General features: G+C 70.2%; 23 protein-coding genes. 12 read left to right on the forward strand and 11 right to left on the reverse strand.

The window, feature by feature from the left end:
* Window positions 1-17 precede the first annotated feature (17 nt).
* The 10 genes from FHX45_RS13240 to FHX45_RS13285 form a co-directional block, all read right to left on the reverse strand.
* Window positions 18-863: an SDR family oxidoreductase gene (locus tag FHX45_RS13240; RefSeq protein ID WP_208405911.1), complete on the reverse strand. Its 846-nt coding sequence runs from the start codon at window positions 861-863 to the stop codon at window positions 18-20.
* Window positions 838-1653, reverse strand: coding sequence for an SDR family NAD(P)-dependent oxidoreductase (locus FHX45_RS13245; RefSeq protein WP_167100695.1), 816 nt, complete (start codon window positions 1651-1653; stop codon window positions 838-840). Before FHX45_RS13245 ends, FHX45_RS13240 begins: the two co-directional genes overlap by 26 nt.
* Window positions 1653-2633 (reverse strand): ketoacyl-ACP synthase III, encoded by a 981-nt coding sequence (locus tag FHX45_RS13250; protein WP_167100698.1) that lies wholly within the window; start codon window positions 2631-2633, stop codon window positions 1653-1655. Before FHX45_RS13250 ends, FHX45_RS13245 begins: the two co-directional genes overlap by 1 nt.
* Before the next feature lie 34 nt (window positions 2634-2667).
* Entirely contained in the window at window positions 2668-3681 is a 1014-nt protein-coding gene (locus FHX45_RS13255; protein ID WP_167100701.1) for a 3-oxoacyl-ACP synthase III family protein, read from the reverse strand.
* Entirely contained in the window at window positions 3678-5330 is a 1653-nt protein-coding gene (locus tag FHX45_RS13260) for a CoA-transferase (protein WP_167100704.1), read from the reverse strand. Before FHX45_RS13260 ends, FHX45_RS13255 begins: the two co-directional genes overlap by 4 nt.
* Window positions 5327-6622, reverse strand: a complete 1296-nt coding sequence (locus FHX45_RS13265; protein ID WP_167100706.1) for a beta-ketoacyl-[acyl-carrier-protein] synthase family protein — start codon at window positions 6620-6622, stop codon at window positions 5327-5329. Before FHX45_RS13265 ends, FHX45_RS13260 begins: the two co-directional genes overlap by 4 nt.
* Window positions 6623-6685: 63 nt before the next feature.
* Window positions 6686-7480 carry an enoyl-CoA hydratase/isomerase family protein gene (locus FHX45_RS13270; protein WP_167100709.1) on the reverse strand — a complete coding sequence of 265 codons (795 nt, stop codon included), beginning with the start codon at window positions 7478-7480 and terminating at the stop codon, window positions 6686-6688.
* Window positions 7481-7599: 119 nt separating this feature from the next.
* Entirely contained in the window at window positions 7600-8265 is a 666-nt protein-coding gene (locus FHX45_RS13275; protein WP_167100712.1) for a response regulator, read from the reverse strand.
* Between the two features lie 269 nt (window positions 8266-8534).
* Complete coding sequence (locus FHX45_RS13280) at window positions 8535-9446, reverse strand: AraC family transcriptional regulator (protein WP_167100715.1); 912 nt, start codon at window positions 9444-9446, stop codon at window positions 8535-8537.
* 343 nt (window positions 9447-9789) lie between these two features.
* Window positions 9790-10302, reverse strand: coding sequence for a F0F1 ATP synthase subunit B (locus FHX45_RS13285; protein WP_167108874.1), 513 nt, complete (start codon window positions 10300-10302; stop codon window positions 9790-9792).
* Between the two features lie 406 nt (window positions 10303-10708).
* Here FHX45_RS13285 and FHX45_RS28610 point away from each other — a divergent pair, with 406 nt between their 5' ends.
* Both FHX45_RS28610 and FHX45_RS13295 read left to right on the forward strand, forming a co-directional pair.
* A complete protein-coding gene (locus tag FHX45_RS28610; protein ID WP_167100718.1) occupies window positions 10709-12139 on the forward strand; it encodes a helix-turn-helix domain-containing protein in 1431 nt (476 codons plus the stop codon).
* A 4-nt stretch (window positions 12140-12143) separates the two neighbouring features.
* On the forward strand, window positions 12144-13082 hold the full coding sequence (locus FHX45_RS13295; protein WP_167100721.1) for an NAD-dependent epimerase/dehydratase family protein: 939 nt from the start codon (window positions 12144-12146) through the stop codon (window positions 13080-13082).
* 97 nt (window positions 13083-13179) lie between these two features.
* Here the strand turns inward: FHX45_RS13295 and FHX45_RS13300 are convergent, their stop codons facing one another.
* Window positions 13180-13518, reverse strand: coding sequence for a GntR family transcriptional regulator (locus FHX45_RS13300; protein WP_167100724.1), 339 nt, complete (start codon window positions 13516-13518; stop codon window positions 13180-13182).
* Window positions 13519-13638: 120 nt separating this feature from the next.
* Between FHX45_RS13300 and FHX45_RS13305 the strand changes: the two genes are divergently transcribed.
* The 10 genes from FHX45_RS13305 (at window position 13639) to FHX45_RS13350 (ending at window position 21259) form a co-directional block, all read left to right on the forward strand.
* Window positions 13639-13956, forward strand: coding sequence for a hypothetical protein (locus FHX45_RS13305; RefSeq protein ID WP_167100727.1), 318 nt, complete (start codon window positions 13639-13641; stop codon window positions 13954-13956).
* Window positions 13956-14423 (forward strand): Pycsar system effector family protein, encoded by a 468-nt coding sequence (locus FHX45_RS13310; protein WP_167100730.1) that lies wholly within the window; start codon window positions 13956-13958, stop codon window positions 14421-14423. Before FHX45_RS13305 ends, FHX45_RS13310 begins: the two co-directional genes overlap by 1 nt.
* Window positions 14424-14466: 43 nt before the next feature.
* A complete protein-coding gene (locus tag FHX45_RS13315; protein ID WP_167100733.1) occupies window positions 14467-15306 on the forward strand; it encodes a hypothetical protein in 840 nt (279 codons plus the stop codon).
* Between the two features lie 123 nt (window positions 15307-15429).
* Window positions 15430-15813 (forward strand): hypothetical protein, encoded by a 384-nt coding sequence (locus tag FHX45_RS13320; RefSeq protein ID WP_167100736.1) that lies wholly within the window; start codon window positions 15430-15432, stop codon window positions 15811-15813.
* Window positions 15813-16256, forward strand: a complete 444-nt coding sequence (locus FHX45_RS13325) for an SsgA family sporulation/cell division regulator (protein WP_167100739.1) — start codon at window positions 15813-15815, stop codon at window positions 16254-16256. The genes FHX45_RS13320 and FHX45_RS13325 overlap by 1 nt, the downstream gene beginning before the upstream one ends.
* Window positions 16253-16816 carry an RRQRL motif-containing zinc-binding protein gene (locus FHX45_RS13330; RefSeq protein WP_341771447.1) on the forward strand — a complete coding sequence of 188 codons (564 nt, stop codon included), beginning with the start codon at window positions 16253-16255 and terminating at the stop codon, window positions 16814-16816. Before FHX45_RS13325 ends, FHX45_RS13330 begins: the two co-directional genes overlap by 4 nt.
* Window positions 16816-17133 (forward strand): hypothetical protein, encoded by a 318-nt coding sequence (locus FHX45_RS13335; RefSeq protein ID WP_167100742.1) that lies wholly within the window; start codon window positions 16816-16818, stop codon window positions 17131-17133. Before FHX45_RS13330 ends, FHX45_RS13335 begins: the two co-directional genes overlap by 1 nt.
* On the forward strand, window positions 17130-18059 hold the full coding sequence (locus tag FHX45_RS13340) for a hypothetical protein (protein WP_167100745.1): 930 nt from the start codon (window positions 17130-17132) through the stop codon (window positions 18057-18059). Before FHX45_RS13335 ends, FHX45_RS13340 begins: the two co-directional genes overlap by 4 nt.
* Entirely contained in the window at window positions 18059-20365 is a 2307-nt protein-coding gene (locus tag FHX45_RS13345; RefSeq protein WP_167100748.1) for an FtsK/SpoIIIE domain-containing protein, read from the forward strand. The genes FHX45_RS13340 and FHX45_RS13345 overlap by 1 nt, the downstream gene beginning before the upstream one ends.
* Before the next feature lie 252 nt (window positions 20366-20617).
* A complete protein-coding gene (locus FHX45_RS13350; protein WP_167100751.1) occupies window positions 20618-21259 on the forward strand; it encodes a hypothetical protein in 642 nt (213 codons plus the stop codon).
* Window positions 21260-21272: the final 13 nt, after the last annotated feature.

Raw genomic sequence — 21272 nt, forward strand, 5'->3', positions numbered from 1 at the left:
TCGTGAGTGCTCGCGGGTCAGGGCAGGCCACCGTCGATGGAGTACGACTGGCCGGTGATCGATCGGGCGTGGTCGCTGAGCAGGAAGGCCGTCATCTCGGCCACCTCCTCCGCGTCGATGAGGCGACGGAGGGCGGTGCTCTTCACCGTGCTGCGCCAGTAGCGTTCCCAGGTCAGGTCCGGCGGGCCGGCGTGCCGGCGAACGCTGTCCATGAAGTCCCCGCCGAACTGGCTTTCGTCGCGCACCATCTCGGTGTCGGTGAAGCCCGGGCACACGGCGTTGACCCGCACCTGCGCGGGCCCCACCTCCAGGGCCAGCGACCGGACCAGGCCGTTGATCCCCCACTTCGAGGCCGAGTACGAGGTGTTCGCGGGAACTCCGCGTTTGCCGGCCGCGCTCGAGATGAGGACGATCGAACCGCGCCGGCGGTGCATCATCCCCGGCACCACGGCCCGGCAGAACCGGAACGACCCGGCGAGGTTGGTGTCGATCGTGCGCAGCCACGACTCCTCGTCCTGGTCGCACAGGTACTTCTGCCCCTTCGCGGTCCCCGCCGCGTTGACCGCGAAGGTGACCGGCCCGTACCGCTCCTCCACCTCGGCGACGGCGGACTGCACCGAATCCAGGTCACGCACGTCACCGGGGCAGGCGAACGCCTCGCCACCGGCCGCGACGATCTTCTTCTCCGCCGTGCGCAGGCGCTCCAGGTTCCGGCCGAGCAACCCGACGGCCGCGCCGCCGGCCGCCAGCACCTCGGCGACCGCGAGGCCGATACCGCTGCCACCACCGGTGACGAACGCCACCTGCCCGTCGAAGCGCGCGCCGGCGCCGGGTTCTTCACGCGATGCGGCCGGGAAAGCCACCGCCATCCACCTCCAGGACGTTGCCGGTCAGGTACTCGTTGTCGATCGCGTGCACGATGGTCCGCGCGACCTCGGACTCCGTCGCGAACCGCCGCAACGGGATGTGCTCGCGCAGCCGCGCCATGTGGGCGGCGTGCGCGGGCTTGCGGGCGCACTTGTCCCGCAGCGCGGCACCGTCGATCACGCCCGGCGCCACGCACACCACCCGGATCCCGTGGTCGGCCAGTTCCAGGGCCAGGCTCCGGGTCAGGGACACGACCCCGGCCTTCGCGGCCGCGTACGCGGGCTGCCCCCAGGAGCCGCGCCAGGTCGAGCTGGCGATCGTGACGATGACGCCACCCCGCTGCTGCCTCGCGAACAGCAACGCCGCCGCCCGCGCCACCCGGAACGTGCCGGTCAGGTTGAGGTCGAGCGTGTCCTGCCAGTCCCGTTCCGAGTGGGCCAGCCACTGCCCGCCGTCGTCCCCGGGCGGGACGAGCAGCCTGCGGGACAGGTTGCGCCCGGCCGTGTTGACGCACGCGGTGACCGGCTCGCCGGCCTCGTCGAGCGCGGCGAAGAGCGCGTCCACGCTCCGCTCGCTCCGCACATCGGCGACCCGGGTCTCCAGGGGCAGCTTCTTGCGTTCGGCGATCTCCGCGACCTCGGCCAGGCGCTCGCCGCCCCGGGCCGCCACGAGCACGCGACGTCCCGCCTCGGCGAGCAGGAGCGCGGTCGCGAGACCGATCCCGCTGCTGCCGCCGACCACCAGCACGCTGCCGCTGGTGCCCGGCGGCACCGGAACGCCCGTCATCAGTAGATCCGGTAGAGCATGGCGCCGGAGTACCAGCCGGCGCCGATCGCGGGGCTGAGCACCAGATCACCCGGGCGGAAGCGGCCCGCCGCGATCTCCTCCGCCAGCACGATCGGGATGGACGCGCTGGAGGTGTTCCCCCTGGTCTCGAAGTTCACGATGAACTTCTCCTCCGGGACCTCCAGGGCGGCGCGGACCCGCCGGTGCACGACATCGGTTCCCGGGTGCGGAACCACCCAGTCGATCTCGTCCATGGTCACGCCGGTGCGCCGGAGGATCTCCGCGCAGGACTCGACGATGCTCGTGACCGCGTGGTCCGGCAGGCTGGACTGGCTGCGGATCCAGCCGCGGGGCGCCGCCACCCTGATCACGTCGGCACGCGAACCGTCGCTGTGCAGCACCACGTCGATCAGGCCGCCGCGGTCCGACTTGCTCAGCACCACCGCCCCCGCGGCATCGGAGGTCACCAGCTCGCCCTTGCTGCCCGGGCGGACCCGTCGGCTGAACTGCTCGCTGCACACGACCAGCGCGTGCCGCGCCTCCGGAACGCAATGCAGGTAGGCGGCCGCGGTCTGCACGCCGTGCAGGAAACCGACGCAGGCACCCGAGATGTCGAACGCCAGCGTCCGCGGACTGCCGATCAGTGCCGCCACCTCCGGCCCGTACTCCGGGGTGAACGGCGGTGTGGTCCAGTTCGACAGGACCAGCAGATCCAGCTCGGTCGGTTCCAGGCCCGCGTCCTTCACCGCGGCCTTGCCCGCCTCGGCCGCCATGAACTGGACCGTCTCGGTCTCGCTGCTGCGATGGCGGGAACGCACGGACACCGTGCCCAGCACCGAGGCGTCGATCGCGTTGCCGGGCACCGCTGCCACGTCCGAGTTGACGATCTGTTCTTCCGGGTAGTACAGACCGAAGCCCCGGAGCACCAGGCCGGCGGCCTCCCACCGGGGGCCGGCCGCACCGCCCTGTTCGTACGACATCGCTGACAGCACCTTTCCTTCGTGGCTTGTCCGATCAGGCACGCGACGGTTCCCCGTAGCGGAAGACCATGGCTCCCCAGCTGAACCCGCGGCCCACACTCATCGCGAGCACCCGCTGTCCTCTTCGGATGGTCCCGTCGTGCACGTGCTCGGAGAGGCAGCTGGGGACGCTCACGCTGGAGGTGTTGCCGCGGCGGTCGATGTTGACGAGCACCCGTTCCGGCGGCAGTCCGAGGATCTCGCCGACCTCGTCGATGATGTGGATGTTGCCCTGGTGCGGGATGATCCAGTCGATGTCGTCGAGCGTCAGCGAGCACTGGGCGAGCACGTCACGCGCGGCCTCCGACAGGAACCGGGACGCTACACCGTTGACGACCTTCCCCTTCATGATCATCTTGTCCTGGTCGTCGATGTCGAAGGCGTCGTAGAACTCCGCGTCCGATCGGAGCACGGCGCCCTCCAGCCCGCCCGGCGCGTCCGAGGCGCGCCACACACCGGCAGCCGCCCCGCCGCCGAACAACGCCGCGTTGCGGAACCCGAAGTTGAGGATGGGTCGCGGGTTCTCCGCCGCCACGACCAGCACCGTCCGGACCGCCGGGTTCGCGAGCAGGCCCTGCGCCACGACACTGCCGTGCAGGAACCCGGCGCACGCGACACCGGTGATGTCGAACGCGAACGCGTGGTCGGCCCCGATGCGTTTCTGCAGCGGCAGAGCCAGGTCCATGTACCGGTTCCCGCTGGTCGTCGGGTTGGTCCTCGGCCGCGCGGTCGCGGTCGTGCCGATGACGACGTCCACGTCCGCGGCGTCGACACCCGCGTCCTTGAGCGCCATCGCCACCGCGCGTTCCGCCATGTCGGCGTGGTGCTCGCCGGGGGGCGGCCAGTGCCGCGCGCCGACCCCGGTGTGCTCGCGGATCCACGCGTCGTCGATGCCCAGGCCGGGGTGCTCGGACTCGAAGTACTCGTTCGTGACCGGGGCGCCGGGGAAGTCGTGTCCCACCCCGGCCAGTTCGATCGGACGGCCGCCGGGCGGTTCGTGTGTGGTCATCGGTAGAAGCCCTCCGGGTCGAGAGTGCGGAGTGTGGACAGTTCCTCGTCCGTGATCGGCTTTTCCCACTCGGGAGAGCTGTCCGGAACGGGCCACGACGTGCGGTCGCGCAGCGTGGCAACCGGGTCCGCGCCGGTGTCGTCGTCCGGCGCCATCCACGTGGCGAGGTGGAACGGTGCCGCGGCGGACTCCCGCGCGAGGCGCCCGTACTGGGTCGCCACGGTCAGCACGTTCTGGCCGGGGCAGGTCACGAAATGCACCCGCGGCACCAGTTTGCGCGGAGACGCCGGTGCGACCACGAGCGTCTCCAGGTGGGTCGCGAAGTCGTTCGCCCCGCCCGACCCCACCAGGTACCGGCCGTCCGCGGTCCGGCTGCTGTTGATGCGGCCCGCCGGATCGATCTCACCGGCCGAGAGCACCGCCAGCGCCCGGCCGTACCCACCCGCGGTGAGTGCACCGAGGACGTCGAGGCTGTCGCCGTGCGCGCGGGACCGGGCCACGTGGGACTGGGCGAACAGGAACGCGTCACCGGCCGCCGGGCTCATGTCGATCAGTCCCAGCTCGGCGTGCACCTGCAGGGCGTGCCCGTCCCTGGCCAGCTGCGCCGCCGCCAGCCAGGACGCGATGTGCGCGGTACCGATGCCGGCCAGGAGCGTGCGGTAGCCGGCGGACCGCACGCGGTCCGCGATCGCCCGGGACGCCACCACGATGTGCCGTTCCCGCCAGGACGGCGCTACCCGCGCGACCGGCCGGCGGATCGGGTCCAGCCGCCGCAGCGCGGCCAGCCGGTCGGGGCCGAGCTCGGTGAGGTAGTCCAGGTGCCCGGCCGGGGCGAGCACCCAGCGGTCGAACCAGCTGTCCGGCCCGCCCGGCCGCGCGAAGGTGCCGGCGAGTTCGGCGAGGAAAGCGTAGTCGTCCCGGTAACCGGCGAAACCGCACTCCGGCCACGCGGGAAGCCCCTGCGGGTGCGCACCGAACTCGCAGCGCGCGATACCGAGCACCCGGTCGGCCGGGATGGACACCCCGCCGCGGGGCGGGGTGTCCACCACTCGCTCGACGGTGGCCAGGACACCGCGGCGCGCCGCCATCGCACCCCACCAGCCCTCGCCGCGCGGACCGTTGAGGTAGAGGTTTCCCCGCCGGTCCGCGCACGTGGCGTGCAGCAACGTGACGTCCGGGCGCAGGGCCGGAACGGTGAGACAGTCCCGGGCATCCGGCATCTCGGCGGGAAGCCGCGTGCCCCGGCTCTCCAGATCGGAACCGGCGAGCGACGTCGTGACCGCGACCGGGTTCCCGCACGCACCGGCGATCAACCGCTGGAGGAGCGCGAGCAGGCTCCACTCCTCCACGGTGAACGGCTTTCCCTCGGGCAGGTGCGCGTACAGCGGGTTCGGCCGCGGCGACGGATAGGTGTCCCCGGCGAAACAGGTGATCGCGTGCCGCACGACACCGGCGATCGCCAGCGCGTGCATGTTGGCGTGGAAGGCGTTGCTGCTGACGTCGAAGACCGCCCGGCCGCGGAACACCCGCGCCACGGCGAGCAGCAGAGCGTTGGGCCGCGACATGGTGGACGCCACGTGCACGTGCATTCCCGGCACCAGGTGGCGCCGGCACAGCGCGTCCGGGTCCTCGATGATCTGCGGTGTCATGCCACCTTCTCCAGCGCCACCGCCGAACTCTGGCTGCCGATGGCGAACGACAACGACAACGCCCGGCGCACGAGGGCCGGTCGCGCCCCCTCCTGCACGTGGTCGTGGTCGCACTCCGGATCGACCTCGACGCAGTTGATCGTCGGGACCAGGCACTGGTTGCGCAGCACCAGGGCGACGGCCGCGCAGTTCAGCAGCCCGGAGGCCCCCAGCAGGTGGCCGAAAACCGGCTTGATCGACCCGAGCGGCGGCCACCCGGCGCGGTCGTCGCCGTACACCAGCCGCAGGGCCCGGCTCTCCGCCACGTCGTTGTACCGGGTGGCGGTGCCGTGACCGCAGATGTAGTCCAGCTCCTCGGCGGGATGACCGGCGGCGGCCGTCGCCTTGCCGATGAGCTCGGCCGTGAACCGCCCGCTCAGGTCCATCCGCGTCGCGTGGCCGGCCTCGCTCAGGCTGACGGCGGACCCGACCGCGGCGTAGGGCTCCCGCTGCCGGCGCTCGGCGTGCGCCCGGGTCTCCAGGACCATGGCCACCGCGCCCTCGCCGAACGCGAACCCGTCCCGGCGGCGGTCGTAGGGCTTGATGGTCTGCCGGGGATCGCCCTGGGCGCGGGACAGCACACCGGCGCTCGGCGAGGAGTACAGCCGGAGCATCTCCGGCACGAACGGCGTCTCGTGGCCGACGAGGATCATCACGTCCGCCTGCCCGGCGCGCAGCGACTGGATGGCGAAGGCGATCGACTGATGACCGGCGACGCACGCGTTGCTGAGGGTCGTGACGGTGCCCTGCGCGCCGAGCCGGATCGCGCTGAGGGTCGCCGGGCTCCCCGGGAGCGAGGCGAAGATCGCCTGGTCGACGTCGATCGGCGGGTTCTCCGGATCGAGCGCGCGACCGCGGGCGGTCTGCGACCACCATTCGATCGGCCCGCGGGAACTCGATCCGATCACGCCCACGCGCTCGGGTTGGGTGACGGAGTCCCCGATGGTCAGATCCGCGTCGCGCCTGGCCTGCTCGACCGCGGAGAGGACCATCAGGATTTCCCGGCTGTACCGCTTCGTGAACGCGTCCGGCAGGTCCGGCACGTGCTTGGTGTGGTCGAAGTCGCGGACCCTGGCACCGACGCGGCTCACGCTCCCGGCGGGCGCCCCACCGGTGATCGTCTCCGGGAGGACGTCGATCTGGGAGACCCCGTCGCGCAGCGTCCGCCACACGTCGTCCCGGCTTTCCGCGCCGGGCAGCACGAATCCCAGTCCGGTGATGACAACTTGCTGGTCGTCGTTCGTCTGCTGCATGTCACATTTCTCCGATCACGGCGTCCGGCGCTGAACCGGAGAGCCGCGAGATGTGGGGACCGTTCAATGACCGGTGAAGTGCGGTTTCCTGCCTTGCAGTAGCGCGCGCAGGCCTTCGCCGCTGTCCGCGACCTCGGCGTGGCTGCGCCGGTGGAACCGGTCCTGCATCCGCAGAGCGGACAGCACCGGCTGCTCGACCGAGCGCTCGCGCAGTTCCTTGTACAGAGCGATGGCCTTCGTCGGGCCGTGGGCGAGGTCGTGGGCGAGCCGCAGTGCCTCGTCCACGACCTGCCCGTCCTCGGGAACCAGCCGGTCCAGCAGACCGATCCGGTGTGCTTCGTCCGCGCCGACGAGGCGTCCCGAGAGGAAGATCTCGGTCGCCCGGGCCGGGCCCACCACGCGCCGCAGCATCGCGCCGATGCCGACGTGCCCCACCCGGATCAGACCGCACCCGATCCGGCTCCCCGGGCCTCCGATGCGCAGGTCGGCGGCGCACGCGATCTCCGTGCCCGGTCCGATGGCCACGCCGGTCACCGCGGCGAGCACCGGTTTCGGTGCGAGCACGATTTCCTCGCAGAGCCGCACGTAGAACGCGTCCGCGGTGTCGGCGGACGCGGGCGCCGCCGCGACGTCACCGTCGGCGTACTTCCGCAACGAGTCCAGATCGTCGCCGGAACAGAAAAAGCCGCCGCTGCCCCGCAGCACCATCGCGCGGACCCGTTGATCGGCAGCACCGTCCGCCACCGCGGCGAGCAATGCCTTTCCCGTTTCGAAATCGAGCCCGTTACCACTTTCCGGCCGGTTCAGCGTGACGGTCAGCACCCCGTCCTGGCAGTCCAGCTGAACTGGTGCCGGCATTTGTGATCCCTTCTCCCGGCAGGTGGCGGCGACAATTCAAGGAAACCGTCTCACCGGCATCGGCGGCAGACCTTCCGAGTACCAATTCCCGGAGCACGGAAGGACCGCCGGTACCACCGTCAGGATGCGAGGGATGACGGACGGGCCGCTGGGAAGTCAGTCGACCGCGTCCGCGGGCGGGGAACCCGGTCGACGCGTGCTTCCACCGACCGGAAGAGCTCCTTCCTGCTGCCGAAGCCCAGCTTCTGCAGGACCTTGCTCACGTAGTTCTTGACCGTCTGCTGGGCGAGGCACAGTTCGTCGGCGATCTCCTCGTTCGACCGCCGCTTCAGCAGCAGGGAGAGCACCTCCTGCTCCCGGTTGGTCAGGTCGGTGCCGGGCAGCCGGGTGGACTCCGCGCTCCGCGGCGCGGTCTCGCCGAGCACCCACGCGCGGCGGCCCGAGCAGGTCGCTTCCACCACTTCCAGCACCTCGGCGCAGCTGGCGAACTTGTGGAGGAAGCTGTCCGCTCCGGCGTTGAGCGCCGCGGCGATGGCCGCCGGCGCGGCATCGCCGCTGATCACGATGGCCGGCACGTCCGGCCGCCGGTCCTTGACGAACCGGCACACCCGCAGCCCGGTTCCGCCGCCGGGCAGCGTGAGGTCGGTGATGACCAGGCCGGGGAGCTCCTCGGCGCAGTATCGCAGTGCCTCCTGCTCCGTGGCCGCCTCCACGACCTCGCCGACCGCGTCGAGTTGCTCGATCAGACTGCGCAGGCCGAACCTGAGCAGGGGCTGCTGCAGCACGACCAGAACCCTGAGTCGAGGTGCCATCATTCGGTCCCCCATCGTCGATTTGCGGATACCCTAGGTACCGAAATACCGCGCGCCCGCAATATCGACAGCAAGTCAGAAATCCGCGTGATCATGCGGAGAAGCATCGAACCGGGGACGCCGACACCGGTGTCGGGTACTTCAGCACACGCACTCCCATCATTGTTGCCACCGTCCCCCACGGCGGCAATACGGTAAACGTCAGGTTCTGTCCAATGGGCGCCTGGCCCCCTTTTTCGAGATCATTCGCGCAAAGTCGCGGACGGGCTCTCCCCGAACCTTTGGCGATAAATAACCGAAAACCGACCCGGATGCGGGAATCCCCAACGCGACGCGATCTCACCCACCGTCGCGTGCTCCGGCCGGTGCGCCCGGAGCTCATCCCGCACCCGCTGCAGCCGGACGTCGTTGAGGTACTCGCGCGGGGTCACGCCCAGCTGCTCCCGGAACCCGCGCTGGAGCGTGCGCACCCCCACCCCGGTGACCCTCGCCAGGCTGCCGGTGGTGTGCTCCCACTCCGGGTGGTTCTGCATGATGTCGACCGCGAGCCGCACCGGGCGCGAGGGCGCCGGCCGGGTGTTGCGGTCGAGGAGCTGGTGCTGGAACGGGTGCGGCTGAGCCAGCAGCAGCCCCGTCAGCAACCCGGACTCGAACTCCGCCGCGGCGAGCGGGTGCTCGATCATGCTGTCCGGCTGGTCCAGCAGGGTGACCAGGGTCCGGAAGCCGGCCGCCCAGGACCGGCCCGGTCCGGCATCGAGGGGCATGGTGGGCGCGAACCGCAGCGGCTGGTGCAGCGTACTGCCCAGAAGTTTTCCCAGATGCGCTTCCAATGCCACCCGCTCGATCCGGTACACGAGGTGCGCGCAATCCGCGGACCAGTTCATGACGAGCGAACGGTCCGGTGGCAGAACCGCCGCTGCCCCGGGATGCGTGCGGACCTGCTCGCCGGCGTATTCGATCCGGCATTCCCCGGCGAGGGGGAGGAGCACGGCGAAATACGTGCGTTCTTCCGGTTCGATGAGCACGTCCCCGCCGTAGGCCAGGTAGGAGACGCTGGTGCCGTTGCCGACCCGCTTGGTGTGCAGCCGGGCGTCGATACCGTTCGCGAGGTCGAGCGGCTCGAGGTTGTGCGCGCAGAAGGCGCGCGCGGTCATGTCACGGGTGTAGTCGACGTCTCTCGACTGGAACAACTCGAACCGGTGAAGTGGTAGCAGCGCCATCCCGTCAGTACCCGTTCCTCGTAGCCGGGCGGGGTGCGCGCCGCTGCGACACGTTCACTCCAGCGGATCCGGCCCGCGGGTCGCTGTTCGACCGGATGTCCCTGACTGCACATTGCTCACCCGAGGACTCGCGCCGAGCCCGATACCCACTGGACGCTAATGGCGCCGCGGCCGTGCGGGTAGCCGATACGCGAACCGTTTCAGCCGATTCGCGCAGGGCCGGCGCCGTGAGCTACCGGGCCACCGCCTGCCGGCACTCCACGCCGGGCCCGCGGAGCTACCGCCGGTCCAGCTCCGCGAGGAACCGGTCGACCGAGCCGCGCCGCCGGGCCTCGTCCGCCAGGGGCTCACCCACGATGCGCTCGGCCAGCTCCACCGCCAGCCGGCCGAGTTCGGGCCGCATCTCCGCCGCGATGCGGCTCCGCTGCCCGGCCAGCTCGGCCTCGCCCTGGGCGATCATCCGCCGGCTCTCCGCCTGGGCTTCCGCACGCAGCTCCGCACGCACGCGCTCACCCTCGGCGCGCGCCTCCTCGCGGATGCGCGCGGCCTCCGCACGGGCGTCGGCGAGCTGGGCGCGGAAGCGCTCGAGCGCCTCGGCAGCGGCGGCCTGAGCCTGCTCCGCCTTCTCGATCCCGCCCTCGATCTTGTCCGCCCGGGCCGCGAACAGCGCCTCGAACCGCGGCACCACGAACCTCGCGAGCACGTACAAGAGCAGGAGGAACGCCACGAGGCCCAGCGCGAGCTCGGCAAGATGCGGCTTGACGGGATTCTCCGCCGCCAGAACGATCATCTCCACCCCCAGGAGCGCAAGATCGATGCCACACCGTAGCGGAGGACCGGCCGCGACGGGAAGCCACCAGGCACCGCACTCGGGCGAGACCGCCCGGCGGAACGGGAAAAGCCCCGCGACCTGTTCGCGCAAGTCGGCGGGGCTTTCCCAGTGCTGGTGTGGCGGGTAGAGGATTCGAACCTCTGAAGGCAGTGCCGTCTGATTTACAGAGCGGTGAGCAAACCGCCTCTGACCTCGGCATATCTGCCTACGCCACTCCCACTCTGGGGCGAATTTGGGGCGTCACTACCAGCTCGTCTCAAGCAAAGGGGCCTGAAACACCGATCTGCCACACTGACATCCAAGCCAAAGGCAGAGGAGGAGCATCAGCGTGGCGGACACTGCGAACACCGGAAGGTGGCTACACGTGGCGCAAGCGGTTGCCGCTCCCCCAGATGGCTCCGACGCCGGCGAGGTCATCCGCTGGTACCGGCAGCACCACAACCTCACCCAGCAGGAAGCCGCTGACCTGCTCAACACCACGCAGTCCTGGGTGTCGAAGGTCGAGAAGGGCAAGCTCGTGCCCGGCCTGGCCGAGCTGCGGTCGATCGCGTCGAAGCTGCACATCCCGCCGGAGCGGCTGGGCATCCTGCCGGACCACTCGGCGGACGCCATCCCCAAGCCGGGGCAGGTGAGTGAGGCCGGCGCCCCGCACGAGAGCCAGGAGCACTGGAAGGTCGTCCGGCGCGAGCTCAACGCCAACCGCGCCCGGCTCGGCGACCTCGCCTCCGAGCTGTACCCGCACGCCCACTGCATCCCCGGCACCACCGTTCTGACCCAGCCGGGCTGGCTGCCCTCTGAGCCAGTCGAGCTGTCCGACATCGAGCTGTACTGGCTCGCCGAGGCGCTGCCCAAGCCCGCCATTACGGGCGGTATCGAGCAGACCGAGAGCGTCCGGCCGCTCGCCGCGGACGGCGAGCACTTCCGGCTCTACTCGCGTGCGCTGCGGGACCTCGCCCGGCCGAAGTTGCTGGACAACCGGGTCAGCTACCGGCTGGCTGAGGTCGACTGGACCGGCGACAAGGGTCGCCTCGGGTTCAGCTACACCACGTACTTCGACGTCCTGGACGTCTGCGAAGCCGCAGCCCACGAGTTCGCCGACGCGTGGCTCCGCGCCGGCCGGAAGCGGCCCAGCCTCGCTCACCTGCCGCTCCGCCGCCACATCACGGACCCGTTCGACCTGCTCGCCCGCCCGATGCTGCCCAGCATCAACACCCTGACCATCCGGCGCGACCCGATCGACGGGCACCGGATGTACCTGCACCGCCGCGACGCCAAGGCCACCGCGGTCGCGGGCGGCATGTTCCATGTCATCCCGGCCGGGGTGTTCCAGCCCGCGGCCCTCGCGCCGGCGCACCAGGCCAACGACTTCTCCGTGTGGCGCAACATCCAGCGCGAGTACTCCGAAGAGTTCCTCGGCAACCCTGAGCACGACGGCAACTCCCTCGACCCTATCGACTACGAGCACGACGAGCCCTTCCGTTCGTTCACCGCTGCTCGCGCGGCCGGCGACTTCCGCGTCTTCACCTGCGCGGTGGTGCTCGAACCGCTGACGCTGTGGGTGGAGCTGCTGACCGTCGCCGTGATCGAGGGACCCGTGTTCGACCAGCTCTTCGCCGACATGGTCGAGGTCAACGAAGAGGGCGCTGCGGTCAGCACCGACGCGGCCCGGCCCACAGTCGGTATCCCCTTCAACACCGAGTCCCGCGAGCGGCTCAAGTCCGAGCCGCTCTCGCCGATCTCGCGCGCCTGCATCGAGCTGGCTTGGCAGCACCGGAACACGCTTCTGGCAGGCTGAACACGTGCGCGTTCTCGTCACCGGCGCCGCCGGGTACCTCGGATACGCCGTCGTCGCTGCCCTCGCCGAGCGGGGACACGAGCCGGTGGCGTTCGTCCGCGATGCCGCCAAGGCCCCAAGGCACTCGGCGCGCACGGCGGTAGGGGACCTCGAGGACGTCGCGAGCGTCCGCGCTGCTGTCCGCGACGTTGACGGCGTATGCCATCTCGCGGCCCGTGCGCGCGTCCGCGAATCCCTGTCGGACCCTCTCCCCTACTGGCGAACCAACGTCGGCGGCACGCTCAACCTGCTCGAAGCCCTCACCGACGGGGATGCGCCGGCCAAGCTCGTGCTTGCATCGACGGCTGCCGTCTACGGCACGCCGGAAACCCAGCCCATCGATGAAGACTCTCCGATCGCCCCCGCCAACGCGTACGGCGCGACCAAAGCCGCAGCCGACCTCGCCGCTGCCAACGTCGCTGCGTCTGGTCAGCTCGGAGCGATCAGCTTGCGCGCCTTCAACGTCGCCGGCGCAGTAGACGACTGCACGGATCGTGACGTCACCCGCCTGATCCCCAAGGTGCTCGCCGTCCAAGCCGGACTCGCCGACGTGCTGGCCGTCAACGGCGACGGCACGACAGTCCGCGACTTCGTGCACGTCGCCGACATGGCACACGCCTTCGTTCTCGCCGTCGAAGCGTGCACCCCCGGGCGCTGGCGCGCCTACAACGTCGGCAGCGGCCGGGAAACGTCCATTAACGACGTTCTCACGGCCGCCGAGCAGATCACCGGACGTCCGGTCCCGATCAAGCGGAACCCGCCCGCGAACGAGCCGCGTGTGCTGCTCGCAGACAGCCGACGCATCCGCGATGAGCTGGGCTGGCAAGCCCCGAACTCGGATTTGTCGCAGATTCTTTCGGACGGCTGGAAGGCCCTGACCAGCGCGTATGCCGCCCCGGAATAGTCCTTTCCGGAATAGCGCGGACGCGACTGCGGATCGCCTACCAGCGCGGCCGTTCCTGCGGTGTTCTTAGGTCATGACAGCGAACACGAACACCGGGTCAGCGCGACCGGCGCTCCTTCTCCAGGGCCTCGACTCGCTCCCGGAGGTCCGCGACCTCAGCTCGGAGGGCTTCCATGGCGTCGGCGTTCGAGGCTGCCTCGTCCGGCAGAGCACGGACGAAAGTGCCGCGGCCCGTGGAGGACTCCAGAACGCCCGCGTGCTGAAGCTCCCGAATCGCGCCGTGCACCGTCAGCTCGGCAACGCCGTAGTCCGTGGCGAGCGCCCGAAGCGACGGAATCTTCTCCCCCACGTTGAACTCCCCCGCGCGGATGCGGCGGGCGAGGTCGTCCCTGATCTGAGTGCTTAGCGGCTGAGCGCCGTGCTGATCGATAGGCACTGACCGAGGGTACCTCGGAACAAACATCACCCTAAAGCACCACATGTACGACCTTGACGCACCTCAGCACCATGTAGTGCACTAGTGCACATTAAGGCATTGACTCGGAAGGGAGACCCGATGAGGTCCGCACACATCAGTCGTCGGCAAGCCGAGGCCAAGTTCGACGTTCTGGACATCGACTACGACGAGGTGTTCGCGGTGCAGGCGCAGGCTGCTTGCGCGGCGGATGCCGACGAGTTGGCCGGCGCGCTGGACCTGCTCGACGAGATCGACCCCGAGTTGGAGGCCGCCGCGCTCGCGGCGCTGGCTCGGGTGCCGCGGTTCACCGATCCGCGCCGGGCGGGGCGGGAGCTGCGCCGGGCGGAGGCGACCGTGATGCGGTCGCTGCCGGCCCGGCTGGACGTGGCCGACCTGATCGAGGGGGAGGCCGCCTGATGGACGCCTTCGGAATGGACGCGCCGCCGTTGGTGCTGCGGGCGCACGAGCAGGTTCGGGACGAGTTGCGCCGAGCGGACGCGAAGGCCACGACGTTGTTGTCGGTGGTTGGGGTGGCGCTGGCTGGGGTGGTGGCGCTGGCCAAGACCGGGATGCCGGTGCCGGCGCTGGCGGCGTTGTGGTTGTCCGCGCTGCCGATCTTCGGTGCGGTGCTGGTGCTGCTGGCCACGATCCGGCCGAAGCTCTCGCAGTTCCCGACGCCGGGTTCGTGGCTGGACGCTACGTTGCACGGTCCGAGTGTGCTGCTGGAGGCCGGGAGCTACGCCGCCGAGGCCGCCGCGCACGACGTGTGCGTGCTGGGGCACCTCGCCGTGGACAAGCACACCCGCGTCAAGCACGCGGTGAACCTGCTCATCATCGGCGCCGGCGCGCTCGCAGTCGCGCTCGTCCTGTCCGTCCTCGCCTGAGGGGGTCGGGGTGTTCCGGTTGGACGCGGACTTCGAGGGCTCGGTGGACCTCTACATCCCCGGTGGCACGAGCGCAGGCTCGGAGAGGCTGACGCTCACCGCAGGGCAGATCGGCCCGCAGGAGGAGGAGTTCTTCGGGCAGAGCCAGTGTCACTGGCTGGCGGCGGCGATGAGCTGCATGACCGGCTGGGACCTGGTGGGCGTCAAGCTTCGCTACCCCGACCGGGGATGGACCGCCGTGCACACCGCGGTAATCACACCGGATGGGGCAGTGCTGGACATCTACGGCCGCCACCACTCGCTGGACGCCTTCGCCGAGTGGTACCGGAAGTTGACCGTGCTCGATGTGGCGGTGCGTCGGATGCCCCGTGAGGAGCTGTTCCACGGCCACCTCACCAGCACCGATCCGAGCCTGATCGACGACCCGTTGTGGTGGACCCGCACCAGCTCCGACCGCGGGATGACCGCCGTGTACCAGCACTACGCCCGGCTGGTGCTCACCAAGGCCGGACACCAGGTGCCCGAACACTGCCGCCCCGCCGCAAAACCGGCCGCCAACGAGAAGCGCACACCCCCACCGACGAGCAGCACGACAACCACCACCACAGGAGGAACACCCGCCATGTCCAGCATCGATGAGATCCGCGCAGTCCTGGCCAGCAGCAACGAGCAGGCCGAGGGCGTGCTCGCCGCGCTCGCGCAGGCATCCCAGACCACGACCGAGATTCAGGGCCGCCTGCACCAGGTTGCAGCGGCCAGCAGCCAAGCGCCCGTCCACGAAGCGATGGGTCTCTACGCCCAGATCACCGAGAACGTCTCGCAGCTCATGGGCCTGGTGTCCGCCGCTCGCTCGGCCGTCGAGAGCTACGCCGCGAACTTGTAGGAGGTCGTTCCGATGACCCGCTTTGTGATCACGGACCCCGGCACGGCGGCCCACTCCGCCAAGAACGTGCACGCCGCGCCGGGACTCCCCAACCAGTCGCGAAACCACTCGGGAAGGAACCCCATGGTAGGCACCAACCGCACCCCGGAGGAGTCCGGCGGCATGCTGGCACAGCGGCAGGCCGAAGGCTTGCGAGCGCTGGCCACGCTGATCGAGCAGAACCCCGCCCTAGCCGACAAGCTGAGCTACGCGCTGAACATGCTCGCGCCGCTGGTCAACCACGAGCCGGACCCGCGCGTCACGTTGACCGCGTTCCACGCGGCTGCCGTCACGCACGGCACCGAGGTGAGCGTCATCAACGAACCGCACGGCTGCATCGTCGCTGCCAAATTCGGCCCGGTCGTTGTCCGGATGCACGCCCGTGCCGACCTGATGGCGGGCGGGCGCACGCGCTACCCGCACTACGAGCCCCTGGTCATCGACGACGCGGACGGGGGTGCGCGCTGATGCTGCCGAAGAGCCTGAACCTGCCGATGTGGGCCGAGCTGGAGGACCGCTCCGGCGAGGTGATCGAGCTGGTGCCGCTGAAGGTGAAGTTCCGCTACCGCATCGATGACCCGCTCGCGGTGGTACTGGACTTCGCGGTCGGCGCCGAGCAGTGGGTGCGCTGGCACATCGCCCGGGACCTGCTCGCCGAGGGCCTGGCGCTGCCGCCGCGCACGCCCACCAGAGTCGGTGAGGGAGACGTGGCAGTCGCCCCGGACCTGGACGTGCCGTGGCGGGTGTGGGTCACCCTGTCCTCTCCGACTGGGGTGGCGGACTTCGCGTTCAAACGCGCCAGCCTGATCGACGCGCTGGCCAAGACCGAGGCCCTGGTGCCGATCGGCAGCGAGTCCGACCGGATCGACTGGGACCGCGAGTTCGCGGCGCTGGGTGGTGAGGCCGCGTGAGCCGCCGTCAGTACCCGTGGACCCTGACGGAGGTCCCGTGGTCGACGGATCGGGAGTTCACCCGCGGCCGGCTGGACGGGCTACACCTGCTCTCCTACGGCATCGCGCCGCGGGACAAGCTCGCGACGCGCCGCCAGCTGCGGGCGATGGGGTTGCGTCCGGGCGGGCAGGACCCGGTGGCGGTGCTGTACTTCCGCTGCCGCAAGGCCGGCAAGCAGGTCCAGGCCAACCTTTACCTCATTGACCGGGCCAAGCCGGTCCGTCCGATGACCCCGGCCCGCGCCGCCGCCCTGGCGAAGGCCATGCGGGCGCGGCGTACGTGCCGCCAGTGCGGGGAGACGGGCTACGCCGAACTCCCCAAGCCCTACCGGGTGTGCGAGCCGTGCCGCTACCGCTTGGGGTTGCCGGCGGATGACTACCTGCACGACTACCTCACCGGCACCCCGACCCTGACCGCCGACGAGCACGCAGCGCTGGACGCGCGGCCCGACAACGTGATCCCGCTGCACCGCCGCTCCCGCGTGGACGGTGCCTCGAACGCCCGGAAGGGGGTGGCCTGATGAACTCCACCGTCATCTACGTCCTCGGCGCGTTGGCGCTGATCGGGTTGTTCGCGACCTGGCGGTCCGGCCGCAAGTCCGCGCTCAAGGCCCGCAAGGGCGTGCGGGAGGTGACCCGGCTGGCCGGAAGCACCGTCCGCACGCTGGTCACCGCCGCCGTGATCGTCGGCGCCCAGTGGCTGGTGATCCGGTTCTGGCACAACACCACGGCCCTGGCCGTCGCGCTGATCGTGCCCGCCCTGTTCGCGGGTGCGGCCGTGGCGCGGCTGCTCGCCGTCACCGAGATCGTCACCACCACCCGAGGAGGCCACCGATGAGCACGGATCTCGCGACCAAGCAGGACGCTCGCGTGATGCCTCTGTCCACTGCGGACAAGCTGCGTCAGGACGCGGAGACCGCTGCTGAGGTGCGGGCGCTGTCCAACCACCCGGACGTGATCGCGCTGCGGGTGGAGAAGGTCCGCAGCTTCGTGGACACGCTGGTGTGGATCGGCATCTTCCTCGGGCTGGCCTTCACGATGGTCAACGTCCAGACCTTCGCCGCTGCCGGCGCCACGATGTGGTCGCTGCCGTGGCTGGCCGCGTGGCTGCTGGACCCGATGGTGTCGCTGGTGCTGGTGGCGGTGCTGCGCGCCGAGCAGATCACCGCCCGCTACCAGGTGCGCGATGGAATGGTGTGGGCACACCGGACGAAGTGGTTCGCGTTCCTGGCCACCTACGTGATGAACACGTGGCAGTCCTGGACCGAGCTGCACGTCGCCGGAGTCGTGCTGCACTCGGTGCCGCCGGTGCTGGTGTTCCTCGCCGCGGAGACCGCACCGGTGCTGCGTGACCGGCTCACCGAGGCCGTCACCAAGGCCGCCGCCCCGGCGTTCACCGGCCAGCCCGCCCAGCCTGCCGAGGAGTCCGTTCCACAGTCCGCCCCGGAGACCGTTCACGAGACGGCTCCCGAGCCGGTCACGCCGCCTGCTCGCCGCGCGCCACGCAAGCCCAAGGTGGCGACCAAGCCCGCACGGAAGCTGCGTGCGGACTACCTCGCCGAGGCGCGGGCGGCGTGGGCGCCGGGAATCGAGATCACCCCGGCGTGGGTCCGGACCGTGTGCCCAGACATCTCGCGGGGGACCAGCAAGAACGTTGCCGATGACCTCACCGTGGAGGTCACCTCGGCCACCGGGGCGAGCACCGCGCCGACCCCGTTCCCGTCCGAGCAGTCCAGCGCCGAGCGTCGTGAGGAGGCCGCCTGATGTCCGTCCCGACCCAGCCCCGCCCCGGTGACGACGCCAACCGTGAGGAGCCCGTGAACACCCCCGAGCAGGAGCCCGTGAACACCCCGGCAACCCCGGACGTGAACGCCTCCGACACCCCGGCCGTGAACACCGAGCAGACCGACACCGTGAACGGCAAGGTGCTGCCGTTCGCGCCGCGACCCGACAGCGCCGCGAATGTCGAGGCGATCCCCGTTCAGGACCGCCGCGACCTCGCCCGGTCCGAGGTGATCGACGCCGAGATCGTGGACGACGACGCCGCCGCGGCTGCGGCGCCGGTGCTGGTCGATCCGCCCGAGGCGCCGCGGACCTGGTGGGAGACCATTGGGGACGCCACCGCCCGCCCGCTGGTGGCCAAGTGGCTGACCTCGTGGGAGGAGTTCACGGCCCGCGCCAAGTACCTCGCCCGGTACGCAGCCCACGCGTTCGCCTTCCACGCCCTGCGGGTGCCGGTGTACGTGCCCACGGCATTCCTGCGCTCGTTCGGCGCCATCGGCCGGCTGGTCGCCCGGCTGTACCGGTGGGTGTACGACGCGGAGTCCAAGCCGGTGCGCATGGCTGCCCGTGACCGGGCGGACGTGAACGAGTACATGAAGCTGCGTGAAGCCCGTAACGAGACCGTGCGCAAGCGCATGCTGCCGGTTTGGCTCGGGCTGCTGTGCCTGATCGGCGTGGGGTACGTGTGCCTGTCCACGCTGTCGGCGTTCTGGAACTGGACGCTGCTGCTGTCGGTCATGACCATGATCGGGTGGTGGGGTGCCCCGGCCGACAAGCCGGTCGCCGGTCGCGCCGTGGACAGCGTGAAGACGCCGAAGATCACGTCCCAGATGGTCGAGGACGCCCTGTGTTCGCTGGGCATCGGGGCGCTCAACCAGGCTTACACCAAGGGCAAGCGCATCAGCTTCCCCTCACCGATCCAGCGCGACGGCGATGGGTGGCGCGCGGAGGTCGACCTGCCGTTGGGCGTGCCCGCGGGGGACGTGATCGCCAAGCGGCAGGAGCTTTCCTCGGCGCTGCGTCGTCAAATCGGCTGCGTGTGGCCGGAAGGTGATGCGAAGGTCCATGAGGGACGGTTGGTGCTGTGGGTGGGTGACCAGGACCTGTCCAAGTCGCGTCAGCCGGCGTGGCCGCTGGCCAAGCCGGGTGCGGTGGTGGACCTGTTCAAGCCCCAGCCCTTCGGCACCGACCAGCGCGGCCGGTGGGTGAACGTGACCCTGATGTTCGTGTCCATGGTCATCGGCGCGGTTCCGCGGATGGGCAAGACGGTCACCCTGCGGGAACTGCTGCTCATCGCGATCCTGGACCCGCGCGCCATCGTCTACGCCTACGACCTCAAGGGCACCGGTGACCTGGCCGCGATCGCCCCGTGCGCGCACGCCTACGGTGTCGGCGACGACCCGGAGGACATCGAGGTCATGGTGGCCGAGATGCGCAAGCTCCGGGAGGAAATGCGCCGACGTACCAAGGTGATCCGCTCGCTTCCGGAGTCGATCTGCCCGGACAACAAGGTCACTCCCGAGCTTGCCGCGCGCAAGGACCTCGGCCTGGCGCCGATCGTCGTGGGTGTGGATGAGTGCCAGGTGTGGTTCGAGCACGAGAAGTACGGCAAGGAGTTCGAAGAGATCTGCACCGACCTGGCCAAGCGCGGCCCGGCGCTGGGCATCCTGCTGATCCTGGCCACCCAACGGCCGGACGCCAAGTCCCTGCCCACCGGCATCAGCGCGAACGCGATCCTGCGCTACTGCCTCAAGGTCCAGGGCCACACCGAAAACGACATGGTGTTGGGCACCAGCATGCACAAGAACGGCGTCCGGGCCACGATGTTCGCCCGCACCGACCGCGGTATCGGCTACCTGGTCGGTGAGGGCGAAGAAGCCAAGATCGTGCGGTCGGTCTACAAGGACGCCACCGACGCCAAGAAAATCGCCGCCGGTGCCCGCCGTCGCCGGGAAGAGGCCGGGAACATCACCGGCTACGCCGCCGGCGAGTCCGTCGACATCGAGGCAGCCCGCCTGGACCCGCTGGCCGATGCCCTCGCGATGTTCCAGCGTGGCGAGGACAAGCTCTGGTCCGAGGTCATCGTCACCCGCCTCGCCGAGCTGCGCCCCAACCAGTACGGCAACTGGACCCCCGCCAACCTCGCCACCGCCCTCAAGCCCTACGGCGTCAAGCCCAAGCAGGTGTGGGCCACCGACCCGACGACCGGCAAGGGCAGCAACCGCAACGGCTACACCCGCGACGCCCTCCACGCAGCACGCGACACCGCGAAAAGCAACGGAGCGTAATCGCCACTCGGGCTAGGGGCGGCCCGCGCTCTAGACCGGACCGCCCCTAGACCTAGACCCCACCCCTAGACACCAAAACCACCGCTGACCAGCGCACTAGCGACCTAGACAGCCGGAGCGCTGACCAGCGGAAATCCCGCCAAGGCCCGGCTCACGGGCACTCGCCCGCCCCTAGCCCTACCTCCGCGCACTCAGCTGCAATCACAAAGAGTAATTGACCGTTGGGGACGTGACCCCGGAAGAGGAACCGACATGTGCCGCTCGTCCAAGCACGGAGGCCGCCGCTGCCCCGGCAGCAACACGACCCGCACCCGCGCCCTCAACACCGCGCGCAAGCAGGTCGAACGCGCCAACCGACGCCTCGACGCCGCCCGCGCCACCGGAGATTCCACTGCCATTCAGGCCGCCGAAACCCGCCTCATCGAGGCCCGGCAGCGACTGGCCGACACCTACGCCGCCCACCCCCGCACCTCACAGGAGCGCCCCATGACTGAAAAGCCTGCTGAGCACAGGGACATGACGGCACCCAACGGCCAGCCGCAGCCCGAACCGGCCGCGCGAACGGAGAACACCACCGTGATCCACCACGCCGAAGGCCCGATCAGCACCGGCACCGAAACCCAGATCAACGTCTACGACGGCAACCGCCAGGTCACCAGCACCACCATCGGCTCGACCGGCCCCATCGACCAGGCGGCATACGAGGCGCGCAGGCAGGCACGCGCCACCGAGCGGGCGGCCCGCGCCGAAGCGCGCGCTGCCCGCAAGGCCGCCAAGGCGCAAGGCCACTGGCGGCAGACCAGCAACCAGCCGCCGGCCGGCACGACCATCCACCACCTCCACGGACCGGCCCACTTCGGCAGCGGCAACACCTACACCAGCGAGCCCGAGTGATGAAACCCGCCGC

The organism is Amycolatopsis granulosa (assembly GCF_011758745.1).
Taxonomy (GTDB): Bacteria; Actinomycetota; Actinomycetes; order Mycobacteriales; family Pseudonocardiaceae; genus Amycolatopsis_E; species Amycolatopsis_E granulosa.

Coding starts and splice junctions, on each gene's coding strand:
- FHX45_RS13285 (WP_167108874.1), bottom strand. CDS start 10,302: ATGATCGTTCTGGCGGCGGAGAATCCCGTCAAGCCGCATCTTGCCGAG.
- FHX45_RS13260 (WP_167100704.1), bottom strand. CDS start 5,330: ATGACACCGCAGATCATCGAGGACCCGGACGCGCTGTGCCGGCGCCAC.
- FHX45_RS13280 (WP_167100715.1), bottom strand. CDS start 9,446: ATGACCGCGCGCGCCTTCTGCGCGCACAACCTCGAGCCGCTCGACCTC.
- FHX45_RS13320 (WP_167100736.1), top strand. CDS start 15,430: ATGGTAGGCACCAACCGCACCCCGGAGGAGTCCGGCGGCATGCTGGCA.
- FHX45_RS13325 (WP_167100739.1), top strand. CDS start 15,813: ATGCTGCCGAAGAGCCTGAACCTGCCGATGTGGGCCGAGCTGGAGGAC.
- FHX45_RS13245 (WP_167100695.1), bottom strand. CDS start 1,653: ATGACGGGCGTTCCGGTGCCGCCGGGCACCAGCGGCAGCGTGCTGGTG.
- FHX45_RS13350 (WP_167100751.1), top strand. CDS start 20,618: ATGTGCCGCTCGTCCAAGCACGGAGGCCGCCGCTGCCCCGGCAGCAAC.
- FHX45_RS13250 (WP_167100698.1), bottom strand. CDS start 2,633: ATGTCGTACGAACAGGGCGGTGCGGCCGGCCCCCGGTGGGAGGCCGCC.
- FHX45_RS13270 (WP_167100709.1), bottom strand. CDS start 7,480: ATGCCGGCACCAGTTCAGCTGGACTGCCAGGACGGGGTGCTGACCGTC.
- FHX45_RS13310 (WP_167100730.1), top strand. CDS start 13,956: ATGGACGCCTTCGGAATGGACGCGCCGCCGTTGGTGCTGCGGGCGCAC.
- FHX45_RS13265 (WP_167100706.1), bottom strand. CDS start 6,622: ATGCAGCAGACGAACGACGACCAGCAAGTTGTCATCACCGGACTGGGA.
- FHX45_RS13335 (WP_167100742.1), top strand. CDS start 16,816: ATGAACTCCACCGTCATCTACGTCCTCGGCGCGTTGGCGCTGATCGGG.
- FHX45_RS13345 (WP_167100748.1), top strand. CDS start 18,059: ATGTCCGTCCCGACCCAGCCCCGCCCCGGTGACGACGCCAACCGTGAG.
- FHX45_RS13255 (WP_167100701.1), bottom strand. CDS start 3,681: ATGACCACACACGAACCGCCCGGCGGCCGTCCGATCGAACTGGCCGGG.
- FHX45_RS13305 (WP_167100727.1), top strand. CDS start 13,639: ATGAGGTCCGCACACATCAGTCGTCGGCAAGCCGAGGCCAAGTTCGAC.
- FHX45_RS13340 (WP_167100745.1), top strand. CDS start 17,130: ATGAGCACGGATCTCGCGACCAAGCAGGACGCTCGCGTGATGCCTCTG.